Origin of the sequence: Enterovibrio qingdaonensis, from assembly GCF_028683135.1 — a bacterium.
In the GTDB taxonomy this organism is placed as follows: Bacteria; Pseudomonadota; Gammaproteobacteria; order Enterobacterales; family Vibrionaceae; genus Enterovibrio; species Enterovibrio qingdaonensis.
The window spans coordinates 64,086-79,812 of record NZ_JAJUBB010000011.1 but is presented as its reverse complement, the minus strand read 5'-3'; the positions used below and the strand labels follow the sequence as shown (position 1 = coordinate 79,812).

At 45.5% G+C, this 15,727-nt stretch carries 12 protein-coding genes; 2 read left to right on the top strand and 10 right to left on the bottom strand.

All coding sequences use genetic code 11. The features are described from left to right. The first annotated feature begins 44 nt into the window (after positions 1–44). Positions 45–2,540 (top strand): GH92 family glycosyl hydrolase, encoded by a 2,496-nt coding sequence (locus LRP49_RS15520; protein WP_274143216.1) that lies wholly within the window; start codon positions 45–47, stop codon positions 2,538–2,540. Between the two features lie 125 nt (positions 2,541–2,665). Here LRP49_RS15520 and LRP49_RS15515 read toward each other — a convergent pair whose 3' ends face one another. From LRP49_RS15515 to LRP49_RS15495, 5 genes are all read right to left on the bottom strand, one after another. Further along, positions 2,666–3,997, bottom strand: coding sequence for an NCS2 family permease (locus tag LRP49_RS15515; protein WP_274143215.1), 1,332 nt, complete (start codon positions 3,995–3,997; stop codon positions 2,666–2,668). Positions 3,998–4,030: 33 nt separating this feature from the next. Then, positions 4,031–5,131 (bottom strand): adenosine deaminase family protein, encoded by a 1,101-nt coding sequence (locus LRP49_RS15510; RefSeq protein ID WP_274143214.1) that lies wholly within the window; start codon positions 5,129–5,131, stop codon positions 4,031–4,033. A gap of 150 nt (positions 5,132–5,281) precedes the next feature. Beyond that, complete coding sequence (locus tag LRP49_RS15505; RefSeq protein ID WP_274143213.1) at positions 5,282–6,199, bottom strand: LysR family transcriptional regulator; 918 nt, start codon at positions 6,197–6,199, stop codon at positions 5,282–5,284. Positions 6,200–6,715: 516 nt separating this feature from the next. Beyond that, positions 6,716–7,375 (bottom strand): imm11 family protein, encoded by a 660-nt coding sequence (locus LRP49_RS15500; protein ID WP_274143212.1) that lies wholly within the window; start codon positions 7,373–7,375, stop codon positions 6,716–6,718. Positions 7,376–7,842: 467 nt separating this feature from the next. Continuing rightward, complete coding sequence (locus LRP49_RS15495) at positions 7,843–10,509, bottom strand: beta propeller repeat protein (protein ID WP_274143211.1); 2,667 nt, start codon at positions 10,507–10,509, stop codon at positions 7,843–7,845. Positions 10,510–10,728: 219 nt separating this feature from the next. Here LRP49_RS15495 and LRP49_RS15490 point away from each other — a divergent pair, with 219 nt between their 5' ends. Next, positions 10,729–11,691, top strand: coding sequence for a transposase (locus LRP49_RS15490; RefSeq protein WP_274143210.1), 963 nt, complete (start codon positions 10,729–10,731; stop codon positions 11,689–11,691). Positions 11,692–11,925: 234 nt separating this feature from the next. Here the strand turns inward: LRP49_RS15490 and LRP49_RS15485 are convergent, their stop codons facing one another. The 5 genes from LRP49_RS15485 to LRP49_RS15465 form a co-directional block, all read right to left on the bottom strand. After that, complete coding sequence (locus LRP49_RS15485; protein WP_274143209.1) at positions 11,926–12,369, bottom strand: pentapeptide repeat-containing protein; 444 nt, start codon at positions 12,367–12,369, stop codon at positions 11,926–11,928. A gap of 60 nt (positions 12,370–12,429) precedes the next feature. Further along, a complete protein-coding gene (locus LRP49_RS15480) occupies positions 12,430–12,828 on the bottom strand; it encodes an ArsR/SmtB family transcription factor (RefSeq protein ID WP_274143208.1) in 399 nt (132 codons plus the stop codon). 77 nt (positions 12,829–12,905) lie between these two features. Continuing rightward, on the bottom strand, positions 12,906–13,829 hold the full coding sequence (locus tag LRP49_RS15475; RefSeq protein WP_274143207.1) for a permease: 924 nt from the start codon (positions 13,827–13,829) through the stop codon (positions 12,906–12,908). 504 nt (positions 13,830–14,333) lie between these two features. Further along, positions 14,334–15,161, bottom strand: coding sequence for a helix-turn-helix transcriptional regulator (locus LRP49_RS15470; RefSeq protein ID WP_274143206.1), 828 nt, complete (start codon positions 15,159–15,161; stop codon positions 14,334–14,336). A gap of 213 nt (positions 15,162–15,374) precedes the next feature. Beyond that, the gene (locus LRP49_RS15465) at positions 15,375–15,689 is read right to left on the bottom strand and encodes a PTS fructose-like transporter subunit IIB (protein ID WP_420791591.1); all 315 of its coding nucleotides are present in this window, start codon (positions 15,687–15,689) and stop codon (positions 15,375–15,377) included. Positions 15,690–15,727 lie beyond the last annotated feature (38 nt).

Below are 15,727 nucleotides of genomic sequence, written 5' to 3'. Positions count from 1 at the left end.
ACCCGATGCCGCCAGTGCGCGGCATCTTTTTCAAGGAATTCTCTATGTCTATTTCTCGTGTTTCAAAAGTGGCGTTGTCAGTTTCTTCGGCACTTTTCTTGTTTGGCTGCCACTCTAGCTCAACCGATTCAGACCCGAATACAGGTGTTATCCCTTCAGAACAGGATGTTCTGAAATACGTTGACCCGTTTATTGGTACTGGCTTTAACGGCCATACCTTCCCGGGTGCCGTCGTGCCAGAGGGCATGGTGCAACTGTCGCCAGATACTGAGCTAATGGGGTGGCACTCTTCATCCGGTTACCACTACGACAAAGACACTCTGTTTGGCTTCTCTCACACCCACCTTTCTGGCACTGGTATGGGCGGGTTGGGCGACATTCTGTTCCTGCCATTTACCGAAGATAACGCCAAATACATTGAAGATTCGGACGATTACCGCGAGGCAATCTCAGTTAAGATGGACAAAGCCTCTGAAGTTGCAGAAGCGGGCTACTACTCAGTAAACATCGCTGAGAACGGTATCAAAGCTGAACTGACTGCTTCTGAGCGCGTGGGCTTCCACCGCTATACCTACCCAGAAGGGCAGCCACAGCGTTTGAAGGTCGACCTAAACTCGATCCTAAACAGCGATTGGGGCTCAACCTCGCTGCGCAATAAACTGACCGTCAGTGACGATGGCTACACCATCACGGGTGAGCGTGATGCGGCGCATTTCTCCGGCTGGGCGAAGAACCAAAAAATCTTCTTCTATGCCACCTTCGACAAGAAGATCAAAAACGTGCAACTGCTCGTGGGCGGAAAAGCGGTTGATGGTCTGAGTGCCGAGCACATTTCTGAACTGGTTTATGACAATGCAGGTAAACCTGTTAAACGCATTAAAGCCGATGTCACCGCATACGTGGAATTTGAACAAGGTGGTTCACAAGCCCTAAATGCACAGGTCGCGATCTCGGCCGTTGATGCGGGTGGCGCGCAAAGGAACCACCAAGCAGAAGCGGGTTTGTCGTTTGATGAAGCACGCAAGCAAGCGAGTGAGAAATGGGCCAATGCTCTGAACCTGAGCATTGAAGGCGGTACGGCTGAGCAGAAAGAGATTTTCTACACTGCGCTTTACCACACCAAAATCGCACCGCAGGTGCATCAAGATGTTGATGGGCAATTCCGTGGAATGGGCAAAGGCTCTATCCGTAATGGCGAAGGTGAGTATTCCATCGCGTACGGTCAAGCCACTGAAGAGCTGCCCAACTTCTCGGTTTACTCCTTGTGGGATACGCACAAAGCCCTGCACCCATTGAAAACCATCACCGAACCGACTCGCGCGGTTCAATACGCGAAGAACCTAGTTCAGAAATACACAGAAAGCGGTTTGCTGCCAAAATGGGAACACTTGGGCGATGAAACCGGCACCATGGTGGGTTACCCAGCGGTTGCTGTGATTGCGGATGCCATCACCAAATTCCCAGATGCGTTCACTCAAGCGGAGAAAGCACTGGCACTGAAAGCGGCCATTGATTCTTCAACCTATGACAATTACGCCGCACTCGCAACAGAGTGGGATGTGCCGGTACTGGACCGGACCCTGACCAAGCATATCGATTACATTGAGAAAGAAGGTTTTGCCCCTGCGATTCAGCGTGAAAATGGTGAACCGGTTAATCCGGATTACACCATCGAATCCGTGTCATATGGCTTGGAAAACGCCTTCTATGACTGGGCTATCGCACAAATCGCAAAAGCGGCGGGTGATACCAGTGCGGAAGCCACCTACCTCGCACGTTCAAAAGGCTACACGCATTACTTCGATAACAACCCGATGGAGTACGCAGACTACGGGGTAACGGGCTTTATGCGTCCGGTCATGATGGACGGGACGTTTATGGCACCGTTCGACCCGTATGGTACGGCGCATGAAACAGGTAACTACACCGAAGGTAATGCATGGCAGTGGACATGGTTTGTCCCACACGACATCGCGGGCCTTAAAGCGATCATGGGTGGCGAAAGTGCGTTCCTCACCAACTTGGAAGCGACATTCACGGCTGAAAGCCAAGGCACTGAAACGCCAGACATGTCGGGTTTGATTGGTCAGGTGGCATTTGGCAATGAGCCATCACACCACATTCCTTACCTGTACAACTGGACTGCAGAGCCATGGAAGACGCAAGAAGTTGTCGACTATATCCTGAATGACATGTACTTCGCGGAACCGCATGGCGTGATCGGTAACGAAGACGTGGGCGCGATGTCAGCCTGGTATGTCATGTCTGCGATGGGCTTTTACCAAGTGAACGCTGCTGACCCAACCTACACCATTGGTCGTCCGCTGTTTGATGCGGTCACGATTCCGGTTGAAGGCGGCACCTTCAAGATCATTGCGGAGAACAATGGTGCAGACAATCTGTACGTGAAGTCAGTAACCATCAATGGCAATGCGTTAGAAGACGGTTTGTTCTTCAAGCACGCGGATATTAAAGCGGGTGGTGAACTGCGCTTTGTGATGACAGCAACCAAATCAGAGGCAATGGTGATTCAGCCGTAAAAATACTCACACCATAACTATTACAATTATATTCACACCGTTTGCCGCTCCCCTACGAGCGGCTTTTTTGTCGTATAGAAAAAGACCACGCGAAACGTGGCCTTATTATTTTCAATCGACGTCAATTAGTGCGCTGAGATGATGTAGAAGTAGTAAATCATCGATGCTGCGATCACATATACCGACCAGTGATCTTCTTTGTATCGACCTGTTGCTAGCTTAAGGAATGCATAAACCAGCATTGCTGCAGCAATACCGTTACCTGCGTTAAAGCTGAAGACACTCATCACAACACAGACAAAAGCAGGAAGATATTCAGTGATGTCGTCATAGTTAATCTTTTTCATTGAGCTCATCATAGCAATACCGATGTACATGAGTACCGGCGCGGTCGCGACTGTCGGAATCATTCCCGCTAGGGGGGCCAAGAAAAGCGTCAAACTAAAGCAAGCTGCTGTTACTAGTGCTGTGAAACCTGTACGACCACCTGCTTCTACACCCGCGGAGCTTTCTACATAGGTTGTTAACACCGGGCAAGAGAACAACGCACCAAATGTAGTTGCACTGGAATCAACGTGGAAGTTTTTCTCAATGCCAGGTAGGTTGCCGTCTTTATCCAAGTAACCAGCTTGTGCACCAATACCCAAAAGCGCACCGAGTGTAGAGAAAAAGTCGGGGATAAAGAATGCGAGCAAGAACGGCAAATAAACAGGGCTTAATGCTCCCATTACATCAAGCTGGAACGTCATGTCGGCGATACTGCCCGGTACGCTGAAAAATGTGTCAGGAATGGCGGTAATACCAAGCGGTATACTAATTACCGTTGTCGCCAAGACTGCAAGGATGATCCCCCCTTGAATTTTGCGCGAAACAAAAAGCAATACCATGAAAAATCCGACAATGGCCAACACCACTTCAGGTGATGATAGGTCACCGAAAATCAGCACGTTTTTCTTGGGGTCGGCAATAATTACGCCTGCTTGCTTGAAACCAAGTAAGGCGATGAACAGGCCAATTCCCACGCCCACAGACACTTTTACACTGTGCGGAATGATTCGAACAACGAAGTCGCGCACACCCAAAAACGAGACTGCCATGAATAGCACGCCACTGATAAATACAATGCCAGCAGCAATGCTGAGTGGTACGTCATTACCAAGTAGTGTGTAAGAGAAAATAGCGACGCTACCAAGGCCAGGGCCAAGAACAAAAGGGCGGTTTGTATAAAGTGCCATGGCGATTGTGGTAATGACAGTCATCAACACCGTCACAGTCAGTGCACTGTTAAACGGGATACCGCCTTTGCTCATCATATTTGGTACGACGGCAATCATGTAGGCCATGGTAGCAAAAGTGGTGAGACCCGCGATGACCTCGGTTTTGAGGTTGGTATTATTTCCTTTGAAATCAAACCAGCTAGCGATACTGGTACGTGATTTTGGGGCAACAGTTTGCATGGAGTTCCTCTACATGTCCTAAATTGCTGATGCTTATCGGCGATATTGAATGAGTTTGTCGGCAGGAATAGTCGGTTCAGCAGCCAACTGGCTGCGGAGCGAATCGAATTCATGACACCATTGCTTCAACCATTGTTGCTTAGTGTCATCGTCCGCCCAACTGGCTTGAATGCTATTCACCATCATCTGGCGTAGGCTATCTAAATCGAAGCCAAAGTCTTCGACCATGACGCGATAGCAGTTTGCGCTGGTGGTGTTGTGGATATGCCAATCATCAGTACAAGGAATTATATTCAGGCCGGCCTTAGCCATGGTGCGAATTGGGTGGTTGAGGCACCAATCTTGATGATCAGGCCATTGCGTAAAATAGTAAGTATTTGATGGTATCACGGTGAAAGGTATACCAGTTTTTGCATAGTGATTGGTTAATTCAAGGTTATCAATAATGGTGTAACCATGATCGATACGTTCAAGTTGGAGCAGTTCAATACCTGTTTCTACGTTACGCCAATGGAGGCCAAACTCAGAGCAGTGGGCGGTAAGACGCAAACCATTTTTCTGAGCGAGCTTGTACGCTTTCCAGAAATGCTCGACGGGCGCATTGTGCTCCTTGTAGTCGATACCGATCCCCAATGCATACGGATGTGAGTAGTCCAGCATCATGTTGACCATTTCGACCGCTTCTTCTGGCGACTTTTCACGATTAATGGAAGGGATGAGACGAATCACAATGCCGAATTGTTGCTGGGTTTTATCAATGGCCTCAGCTAACGCATCGGTCACCGTCGCGTAGCTCAACTCAGTGTCATTTGGGTTCCAGAATGTTTCGATATAGCGAACACCACACGCGTGGGCATCTTCGGCCACTTCGAACAGCACGCGTGCATAGTCTTCAGGTTCTTTCATTATCTGATACAAGAATGTAAGGGCTTCAATCCCACCTTTCACAATGCCGGTTTCGCGCTGATGTGCGCGGTAGTAGCTTTTGGCATCACGTTCACTCAGTTCAACACCGTATTTGCTCGCGAAGTCGAGCATGGTGCTTAAGCGAACGCCACCAAGCAGATGATAATGCAAGTCTGCTTTAGGAAATGAGTGGAAAAATTGGTCGAGAGACAAGGAGTCAGTTGTCACGATTACCTCTTTACGCAACGCTTGCGCAATCGTTTGCTTTTTTTGTGAGTATCTATTTTCCGCTAGGTAAAGTGAAATGCAGATAATGGTATGTCAGTGCCAGATCGGCACTGATAACGATTGGTATATCCTTTTTTGCATTGGGATAAATTATTGCGGTTCGTCAGCTGTCATTTGCCAGCCACTGTTTACAGCATGGTCTAAGTGTTGCCAGAGAGTATTTGCTTGTTTAGATAGAGGTGCTGAGTTCCGATAAATCCGAATCTGATAAGGCAGATTGAAACGTTCTCTATCGATAGGAACCAGTTGCCCATCCTTAAGTTCATCTCGGATTTGGGCATCGGGTAGCCAAGCGATGCCTTTTCCTCGTAATGCCATTTCTTTGTGCAGTTGGCACATAGAGCTTTCGAAGACGGGGTAGGTGTTCAGGTCGCACAGTGATGGCTGTTGCCGCTCTATCAAACGCGCACTGTATGAATCAGCACTGTACCTCAACATTGGTGTTGGCGTAGTTAATGGATCGAACAGGGCCTTTCCGTTCTTGTGGGTTGCAGATACCATCACAAACTCACCGCTACCTATACAAAGACTTTGGAAGGGGGGTTGCAGCAATGAGAGGATTTCAAAGCCCAAAAAAAGGTCGCACTTCCCTTGAGTTAAAGCATCGACGGCTAAATCAACGCGAAGAATGTCCACAGAAAATTGCACATTCAGCGACGCGCTAGTTTGCTCAATGAGATCAAGCAAAACAGGTGATGATAATGAATGAGGCGTGGCGATGCGGATGGGATGTTGAAGGGGCTGCTCGATGCCATTAAGCATTTTAATTCCATCTTCAATTTGCCCCACTATGTTTCTGGCAACGTGGAGGAACTGTCGTCCCGCTGGAGTCAGGCTGATAGGTGTTGTTGTCCGATCAATCAGTGATTGACCAACTGCTTTTTCCAATGCGCGAATATGGCGTCCAAAAGCAGGTTGCGTAATGTGCCTTGCTTCTGCTGCACGAGAGAAATGCTGCAAATCTGCCAGCATCAGAAAGTCTTCAAGCCATTTAGTATCTAAATTCATTGGTTATACGTAGGTTGATAGAGCGGTCTAGGATCGCAGCATTAAATAACGGAAACCATGCGTTTGGGCAAGAGAGAATTTAAAGATGCAATCACCTACGGTGATAGTTTGTGAAATGTTAGGGAATACAGCTAAGACGTTTCGCAGTTTAGCTTAGTACTAGTGCTGATGCTTGCTACTGGCTCTTAACGAATATACAAGGCATGAAAAGGCTGATGTGAGGATGAAAACTAGACAAACACTTTAAGAAAGAACCAAATGGTCAATTTCAGCATGTCATGTTCGTCAGCCCATCTTTAATACCTAAAGATGAAACCATGTTTTGGCGCGATACCTTCATCTCCCATTACTGTTTATCAAAGATACTTCCCATGGCTCAAGCGCGATCATCTCTTATCAGCTTTGCCGACGTCGAGATGACTATCGATAAGAACAATGCAATGAATTTTATTGGTTAAGCAGGGGATCGCGAAGTGGCAATAAGCCGCTCTTTCTAAGCGGCTTTCGCCTTAATGCTTAGCATTCTTCGAAGGTATGGTTAAAGAGGATATTGGTGAGGTTGTGCTTCTTTGCTAAAGCGATAAATTTGTCTGATGCGAGCAAGGGCTCGCCGAGGCGTATGTCATACCAGGCTGCTTTTTCAGAAACGATGTCACGATGCAACTGTATCCCTTTTAGATCTGTTTCATGAAGGCTTTCCACGGGAGCCATAACAACACGCTTTGTGCCATTCATGTTTGGAATGATGGCATTAAATATATTGAGCGTGCGCCAGAAGTAGGCTTTCCCGAGTATGTTGCCTTTGCTGCTAACAATGTCAACGGGATAAAAGTGGTGGTTATCGACTTCAATACTCTCAATGCACGACTTGAATTTTTCACTGACCAATGAAAGACCTACATGCCATGTGTTGAAGTCTGCACACATTTGGTCATTCACAGAGCGTAGTGTGCGAGGTAGCCATGCTGTGTTTATTGTATGTTTGATGATTTCAAAGCGTGTATTTAGGATGCCGTCATTGCCACTGTCGAAGAGCATTCGGTCTTCTGCGGTACTTTCGATATCTCTATGTTCTTTTGCGAGTTTCTCTAAATTGTCCTTATCTTTTTGATTCAGAAATTCAAAGTCCGCTGTTGAATGAGCGGGGTTTGTTCCTGATTGAATAAATGCCGCCATTGGAATGGGCACTCCTTGTGGACACACCCTATCAGTACAACAAATTTCAAACCTTCATGCAGCGAGGTTTTTCTTTGTCGAGCGCGAAGAAAAACCACATTGCAACACGGTGTCACACCCAAACATCTTGAGGGAATAGAAAAGTAGGCTGACCCGTCAAGAAAGAGAAAAAGAAAAAACACTCAGTTTTAGCATTTTTATGTTCATCAGCCCATCTAGACGATGAATAGATGAAACCAAGGTTTGTCTGCGATATTTTTCTATTACATGCTGTGTATTGTCTTGCGATCAATTAGCAATTGCCCACCGATATTTTCAACGTCCTAATTTGCTGTCCAAAAGCATGTTGTGTAATGCTCCTTGATACTTCTGCACAAGAGAAATGCCACATGTCAGCCAGCATCACGAAGCAGAAAACACCCAATGCAGAGATGAGCCTGAAATTGGGTGTCGTCATTTGTTGAAGTTTAGGCCGGTTGAAGGATTATCTTGCCTAGCCTTAAGAAGGTTTCGTGCGTGTTGGGGTGAAACAAGCCCAGTAGCACTGATGAGTTGCCAGTGATGTTATTCCATTGCCCGTTCTCAAGGCAGATCTCCTTCGCGGTTACCCCGTTATTTGTTACCCACACGCTGTTGCCACTTACGAAGAAATGACAATGGGTTGAAGCGAATGTGCGTTCTACTTGGAATGATAAATCGGTCTCGACCCACTCATATCCTTTCTTCGACGTTAAGCAATGACCGTCATAGAAACACATAAATGAATCATTTATACGCGTAATGATGGGGTCTTTGACATTTTTCTTATCACTGTACCATGAGCAATCACGCCATTTTCGAGAAAGGTTTAGGTAACTGACAAAGGGTTCAGTATTGATGTGTGCGTTTTTGCGTGAGTAATACCAGTCATACTCGCAGAAAGCGATCAAGCAGTGTGTATCAGGGAGAGACTGAATACGGTTGACCAGAGTGCCTGTTGGGAAGTGAAACGAATCTTCCCATTCCACCCAAGTGTCAGTCAGAGAATTAGCACAATATAACGTCGACTTTTCATAGCTGGACGTTTCTTTGGTATTAAAAAGAAGGCCTTTATCCGTATAGGTATATTCGACGCGCTCTTTGATATGCCATAGCCACTTATCTTTGAAAAAAAACAAGTTTTGTGTCAGATGTTTACCAAAAACGTTCTTATCTACAGGGGATGAGCCTGAAGTCCAAGATTCTCCATCGTGTGAGAAGAGCACTTGATTGTTATAACCAGTAAAGATAAGCCAAGTACCATTTACGTGGGTAATCGCGTTAATCGAAGACGTGGATTCACATGTATTAAAAGATACGTCAACCCAGTCAGTGCCATTATTGCTTCGATACAATTGCCCACTACTATCAACAATTAACCAGATTTCTCCATTGGTTTCGATGTGCTGAATGTCTTCTGGGTGACATGGTGGAGTTTCAATGGTGTGCCATAAAATAGAGAGATTATGGGGTTGATTATCGATGGTTAATGGGACCGTTTTCTTGGACGCTTTCTCTTCTTCTATGCGCTCTTGCGTCTCACGGCTTTTTTGCTTTCTAATGTCCAACGCTGACGTTTTAAACTCGCCATTGCAAAAAAAGTCAATCTGCTCCAAACCGAGGCTGCATGCCGAAGAAAAGGATTCGAGGGCACTCTCCATTTCGTTTATGCCGTGATCAAATTCGCTTGCCCAATGGGTGTTTGATGCTGAGTTATCAAGGTCGTAGTTTGAAGCGCTTATGGATGAATGTTGTGGAAGAGCAGCGATGTTCCATTCAGCGAGTAGGTCATTGGTCTTGGATAATAATGAACGTTGTGCTTCTAGAAAGTTATAAGCTTTTTTACGGATATCATTGAGGCTGGATGTCGCGGATTTTCGGCCAATAAAATAAGCGGAACTGCGGGCTTTAGAGGCCATTTTGGCCACTAAGGTAAAGTCATCTTCAAAGAAGTGAAGGTAATCCAGGGATTTAAAACTTACACTCATTACTTCTGAACTTAGGTTGTGCGCATCGGAATGGGCTTTCTGCAACAAGTTTTGATGCTCAATAAAGCATTCTGAAAAGTCGATTGAGCGGTAGTGAACGATGTTTTTCCAGCCGTTGGTCTTTGTGATAATTGACTGGATGATCTCTCGAACTTGTTGTGCGCCGTCTATTGTGAGGAGTGCGCGCATGTGGGGGAAGTCAATTTTAAACTTAGGTATCGGCAATGCATCAATAAGTTTTTTCATGGATTGATTTTCAAGCGGCCTGTTACAGAGCGTTTGAAAATAGAAAGCATCCATAACCCATGTGTAGGCTTTGTCTTCGTTGTCGAGCAATGCGGTTAGTTTTGGTAAAAGCTCATGATATTTATAGGGGCTATCAACAAATGCAAGCATATCGTTGAGTGCTTGTGACGATGCCGCTTTGTCGGCAAGCAGCGCGAGAAATTCTTTGGCAGCATGCGGGATCTCATTTTCTGACTCAACGCAAAGCGAAAATAGGCGAATATAGTCAACACATTGCTCTTGGGTTGTATCTGGATCGTCGAAAAATGTATGAGAAGATATGATTGGATGAGTCATATCAAAAGAGATAGGCTCGATGTTTTTGCTCTCTTCGTGTTCGAGCATCTCATTTTGTTCTTCAAGGAGAAATTCCCTTTGATACAGCGTGATGGCGTGTAAACTCCCGCCAATAAACTCTTGAATCAAATCACGAATACGATAACAGCATGTCAGTCCCTGGAACGTATTACCAAAGAATTTACTGATGAATTCTTCTCGGGCTTCCGCTTTTGCTAGTGCGTCAACGGACAAAATATCAATGATTTTCTCATATTGCTCTGAGAGGTAATACAGCGAGTTAAATCCGACGCCGGATATATTATCAAGCAAGTAGGCAATGGGAATAACATCGCTCTGACAGTTAAGCGTGATGGTGTGTTCAAATACTGGCAGACCAAAGTCGTCAATATTGTCAATAAGTTCGACGATGATATCCAATAGCCTGACTTCTTCATCACAGTTAACGCCAAGCTCATCCAAGGCAACAATGAGGTGATTGATGTCATTGATTGAGGAGATGGCATGACTGTGATGTTTAATAAAATCATAGGTTAAACACAACATTAAGAAATGTTTAGGGTAATGAGACCATTGGCGTTTATTCGCCTTGATAACAAAACTTAGACAGAGATAACAAAACTTAGACAGACACTTTAAGAAAAGAACAAAACGGTCAGTTTCAGCATTTCATGTCCGTCAGCTCATCTTTAATACCTAAAGATGAAACCATGTTTTGGCCGCGATATCTTCATCTCCAAATACTGTTTATCAAAGATACTTCCCATGGCTCAAGCGCGTTCGTCTCTTATCAGCATTGACGCTACTCCCTACTATCACTGCGTGTCTCGTTGCGTACGTCGCTCATTTTTGTGTGGTCATGATGAGGCAACCAATTCAAGCTATGAACACCGACGTGGATGGATTGAAAAGCGTTTATTAGCTCTCTCACAAGCGTTTTGTATCGATATATGTGCCTACGCCATCATGAGCAATCATTATCATGTTGTGCTTCATATCAATGCTGACCAAGCCAAGACACTATCACCCGCAGAAGTGGCCGAACGTTGGCTGGCATTTCATCAAGGCCCCTTGCTTGTGAGGCGGTTTATGCAAGGCGATAAGCTTTCGGAAGCAGAAACGGAAAACTGTCTGGGCATCATTGAAGTTTGGAGAGAGCGTCTAAGCTGCATCAGTTGGTTTATGCGCCTTATTAATCAGCACATCGCTGCTGAAGCGAACAGAGAAGACAAGTGCACAGGCCACTTCTGGGAAGGACGATTTAAAAGCCAAGCACTGTTGGATGAAAAAGCGTTGGTGGCAGCCATGGCCTATGTCGACTTAAACCCCGTACGTGCGGCAATCGCTGACACGCCAGAAACGTCTGACCATACATCTGTGAAAAGCCGAATTGAGTCTCTGAAAAATGACGAAGTGACAGCACCAAACTTATTTCCGTTTGCCGGAAACCCTCGTAAAGACATGCCGGATGGGCTCCCTTTTCGGCTAATGGACTATTTGGCGTTGGTTGATTGGACAGGAAAACAAGTGCGTGATGACAAGCGAGGGTATATCGACAATACGTTACCGCCAATGCTCGCACGCCTTGGTCTAGATACTGAATGTTGGTTACAAGCATGCACACGGATTGAAAGAGGGAGTATTGTTGGGGCTGAATCGGCTGTGAAAGCAGCACTGCCTTATTTAAATCGACAACGGATGTCGGGCATTAGACTGCCGGATAGCTAACCAAATAGTCATTTTCGCTTTATCAATCAGCTCACTTTAATCGTCAGATACTTGTCTGGGCCTTCCGCTTTTCGAAAATCGCTGAAAACACTAACCTCTTTATCAACATGCGCGGATTTTTGCCACTTAAAGCAAAATAGCAAACGAACGAATCACCTTTTCCAGATTAGCTATTAGGTTTTCTTTAAAGTGTGAGTCTCGCTTTGCCGCACTGTACTTTTTGAAAAAATTATTTCATTTAGAAATACACTGTTGATTTGGATTTCGCAGTTTGATGACGGTCTTGCTAACGTCGACACAGTTGGGTGCACTATCTCTTATATTGGCTTGACTGAAATCGGTTCGAAATAGGTCAGCGCGATATAAATCGACGTCGAGCATTTGCGCGTGAGTCATGTTTGCGTTTCGTAAGTCTGCATCACGGAAAGTCGCATTGTTCAGCTTCGCATAGCTAAAGTCGGCGTAAGTAATGTCAGCTTCATTCATGTTGGTGCCTGATAAATCTGCATTACTAAAGTTAGTACGGATTAGATTGGCGCAACGAAGATCAAGGTTTTGAAGTGCTAAGTGGCTTAGGTCAGCATTGTGTAATTGTGCACGTTTCCCGCCTTTGTTTTCGAGCCAAAGTTTGTGTTGCATAAGAATAGAATTAAGTTCTTGCTGAGTGTAAGTATTCATAGGTCACACCACTATTTTCAAAAGGGATACCCTAGGTATCCCCTTATCGCGCCTCGTTTATTAAGAACTAGCATTCTTGCTGTGCCATATCTCGCTGTCTGGGCCGATAACACATTCCCCATCAACTCGCATAGATAAACGAATTAGGCAACGTTTGACTACTTCTTTAAAATCGTCTTCGGGCAAGTGTCTTACTGAATCTATCAAGGCTTTACAGTGTGGAGCCGTTTGTTCTTTTAAGGTGTAGAACACCCACTTACCTTTCTTCTCATGGTTGAGTAAGCCTGCTTTGTAGAGCATTTTTAGATTGCGAGACACGTTGTATTGAGTTTCACCAATGATGTCTATTGCTTCAGCTACTGCTATGCATTCATCAACATGCAGGAACAACCAGAACAGTCGTAGTCGATTTGGCTCCGACAAGGCTTTTAGCGAATCAATATATTTTTCATCTATCACGGTTTTTACCCTTTCAACGAAGTCGCGCCACTCACTATGAGTGGCGCGAAGTTTTATATTGTCCTGAGCAACCTATTTTACACAACGTATTGGAAGATAGTGCCACCAATGATGGCTGTCGTTAAGACGATTCCTATAAACGCGATGACGGCTTTTCTTTTTAGGACAGCTGATACTAGCGCGATTTCAGGCAAACTGGCACCTGTTCCGCCAATAATTAATGCCAAAGCGGCACCTAAGCCCATTCCTTTTGCAATTAACACGTTAAGCAGCGGAATCGCCATCTCGATACGTAGGTAAAGCGGAATACCAATCAATGAAGCGACCACGATAGATTGGAAGCTATCGCCACCCACGTATTTCTCCACCAAGTCTGCTGGCAGGTAAGCCGCCGAAAATCCACTGATTGCTGCACCCAGTAGTACATAAGGGATGATTCGCTTAAACAAAGCCCAAGCTCCACTCATCGCATTACGCATTCTTGATGCTGAAGAAGGGGTTGCGCCACAAATGTTGGTTGTGTTTTTACTTGAACAGCCTTTACCTTCAGTGTCTTCAAGTTCAGCACCACGTTTAATCTCGTTTCTCCAAGGTGACTTCGAAATCAAGTAACCACCCAGCACTGCTGCCGTAAATGTCACGAAGAAGTACACAGCAGTGATCTTCAATCCGAACGCCGCGTACACCATCGCTAATACGATGAAGTTACACAGTGGAGCCGAGATGATGAAACTCATCACAGTTCCCAATGATGCACCCATTGAAGCCATTGCCATGGTCACAGGAACCACGGCTGCGCTACAAAATGGGGTTAGCATTCCGAACAAAGCACCTAATAAGGTTCCCCATTTGTCGTGTTTGGTCAGCGTCGCTTGGAGTTTATCTTGAGGGATATACTCTCGCATGATGCCAGTCAATACCGACACTATAGCGATGATAACGACTAATCCTTTGGCCACATAAAAGAACTCATTTAACGCAATAACTAATTTGGCATCCACAATTGGAGTCTCTAGTAAGTAAAAGATGCGCGATAATATACACATATGCACAATCGTGCAAGTATGTATATTTAGTATTGGACATTATAATTGTGTTTGTGATCTACGATTTTTGTCGGAAGAATTGTTTCACTTATTTAATTACCACAAAAAATCAACATGTTGCGCGTGAGGTGGGCTGTCGGCAAAGGGGGGGGGGAAGAAGTGTTGATGAGCAAGTTGGGTATGTGGTTGAGGCATGATTTAAGTTCCTATCGCTATTAGGGCGACAACTTATTTGACCTCGTTGCAGATTTCGGTATTAGTAAAAACCAACTCAGGCAACAAATTGTCTACAAAAGAGTTCGACTGGTGCAGGCTTGTTTTGGGGAAAAAATCTAAAACAAACCCTCTGTTATCGATTGGACAAACTTAAATAACGAAGCCTTCAACGGGTATTGAAGGCTTTCGAGAGTAGTGTGTTTTTTGGTTGAATAGCCCTTTCGGAAAAGAACTGTTAGCGGACTATCCTGCCGCTAAACGATACCCACTTGGTGTCTTACCGGTTTTCTGTTTAAACACACGGCAGAAGTAGTTGGTGTCTCTGAAGCCACAGCGGTGCGCGATTTCATCGACTTTGAAGTTGTACTTCTTGAGCATAAACTTCGCGCGGTCGAGGCGTACGTAGGTTACGTAGTCTGCAAACTTCACTGAGCCTTCTTGGTTAAACAGGCGTGAGACATGCGCTTGCGAAACGCCAAAGCGATCGGCGATAGACACGCGCGTAATGTCTTTGTGGAAGTTCTCCTGCACGTAAATACACATGCTGCGGTAGAGTTTTTCCGAGCGGCTGGTTTTCTCTAGTTGCGGGTTTTGCAGCAGCTCACGGCAGTAAATAAGCAAAGCCTTGGCCAACGACCCACCCATGGCACTGAAACGTGGTTCGGTCGCGAGGCTGTTTAGTGAGTCAATGAGGTGCTCTAAAGCCATTGAAGAGGGGAGTGGCATGGCGTGTTTGAACACCTCAACAAAGCCTTCGCCTTCTTGGAAGTGAACAAAGCTGAAACCGACCTGATTTTTACTGAACAAGATCGACATCATTTTGCAGGAGTTTTCCCAAGTGGGTTTGCTCCACGCATTCGACGGGATGTAGATCATGTCGTTTTGATTTAGCGTAAGGTGTTCATCACCTTGGTTCGCATCCACGACCAAATCATATTTCCCCTCAAGAATGATTTCCAAGCGGTTAAAGTTAACCTGATACGCGCCTTCTGGCGGCGTATTTTCACTGCTGCAGATGCGAACAAGTGAACCTTGGAAAGCACTCAATGAGTCGGAAATATGTTGGTACATGGTGTAGCCCTGACGTTGTTTTTTTATTATTCGAAATACCTAAGCAACCTAACGGGTGTTGTGTGGAAGTGGCTTAGGTATTAGCGAAAAGGTATTAGCGAAAAATTGGCGACTTTGGCTAAGTAGGTGTCGCGATGCCTGAGGTGATTTCCGTCACTGGAATAAAAGAATGCAGGGTGGATTATTGTTGCCACCCTGCATCGCTCTTTTTTCTTACGCTTGCGCTAACATCGCTTCTAGCTTGCTAACGATTTCAGGCGCTTGTTTTGCTGCTTGTGTTACCGTTACACGAACGATTTTCTTGCCCGCAAAACGCTCTTCTTTCTTGATGGCGATATCTTTAGTCAGTACCACAACATCTGCTGCTTCGATGTCTGCTGCGGTCAGTTCGTTTTCGATACCAATCGCGCCTTGTGTTTCAATCTTTGCTTCCCAACCTTTAGCGCGTGCTGCGGTTTCCAGAGCTTCAGCAGCCATGTAAGTGTGCGCTACGCCAGATGGGCAAGATGTTACACCAATCAATTTCATAATCATTTACCTATGTATTTCTTATTTGTGTCTTTATT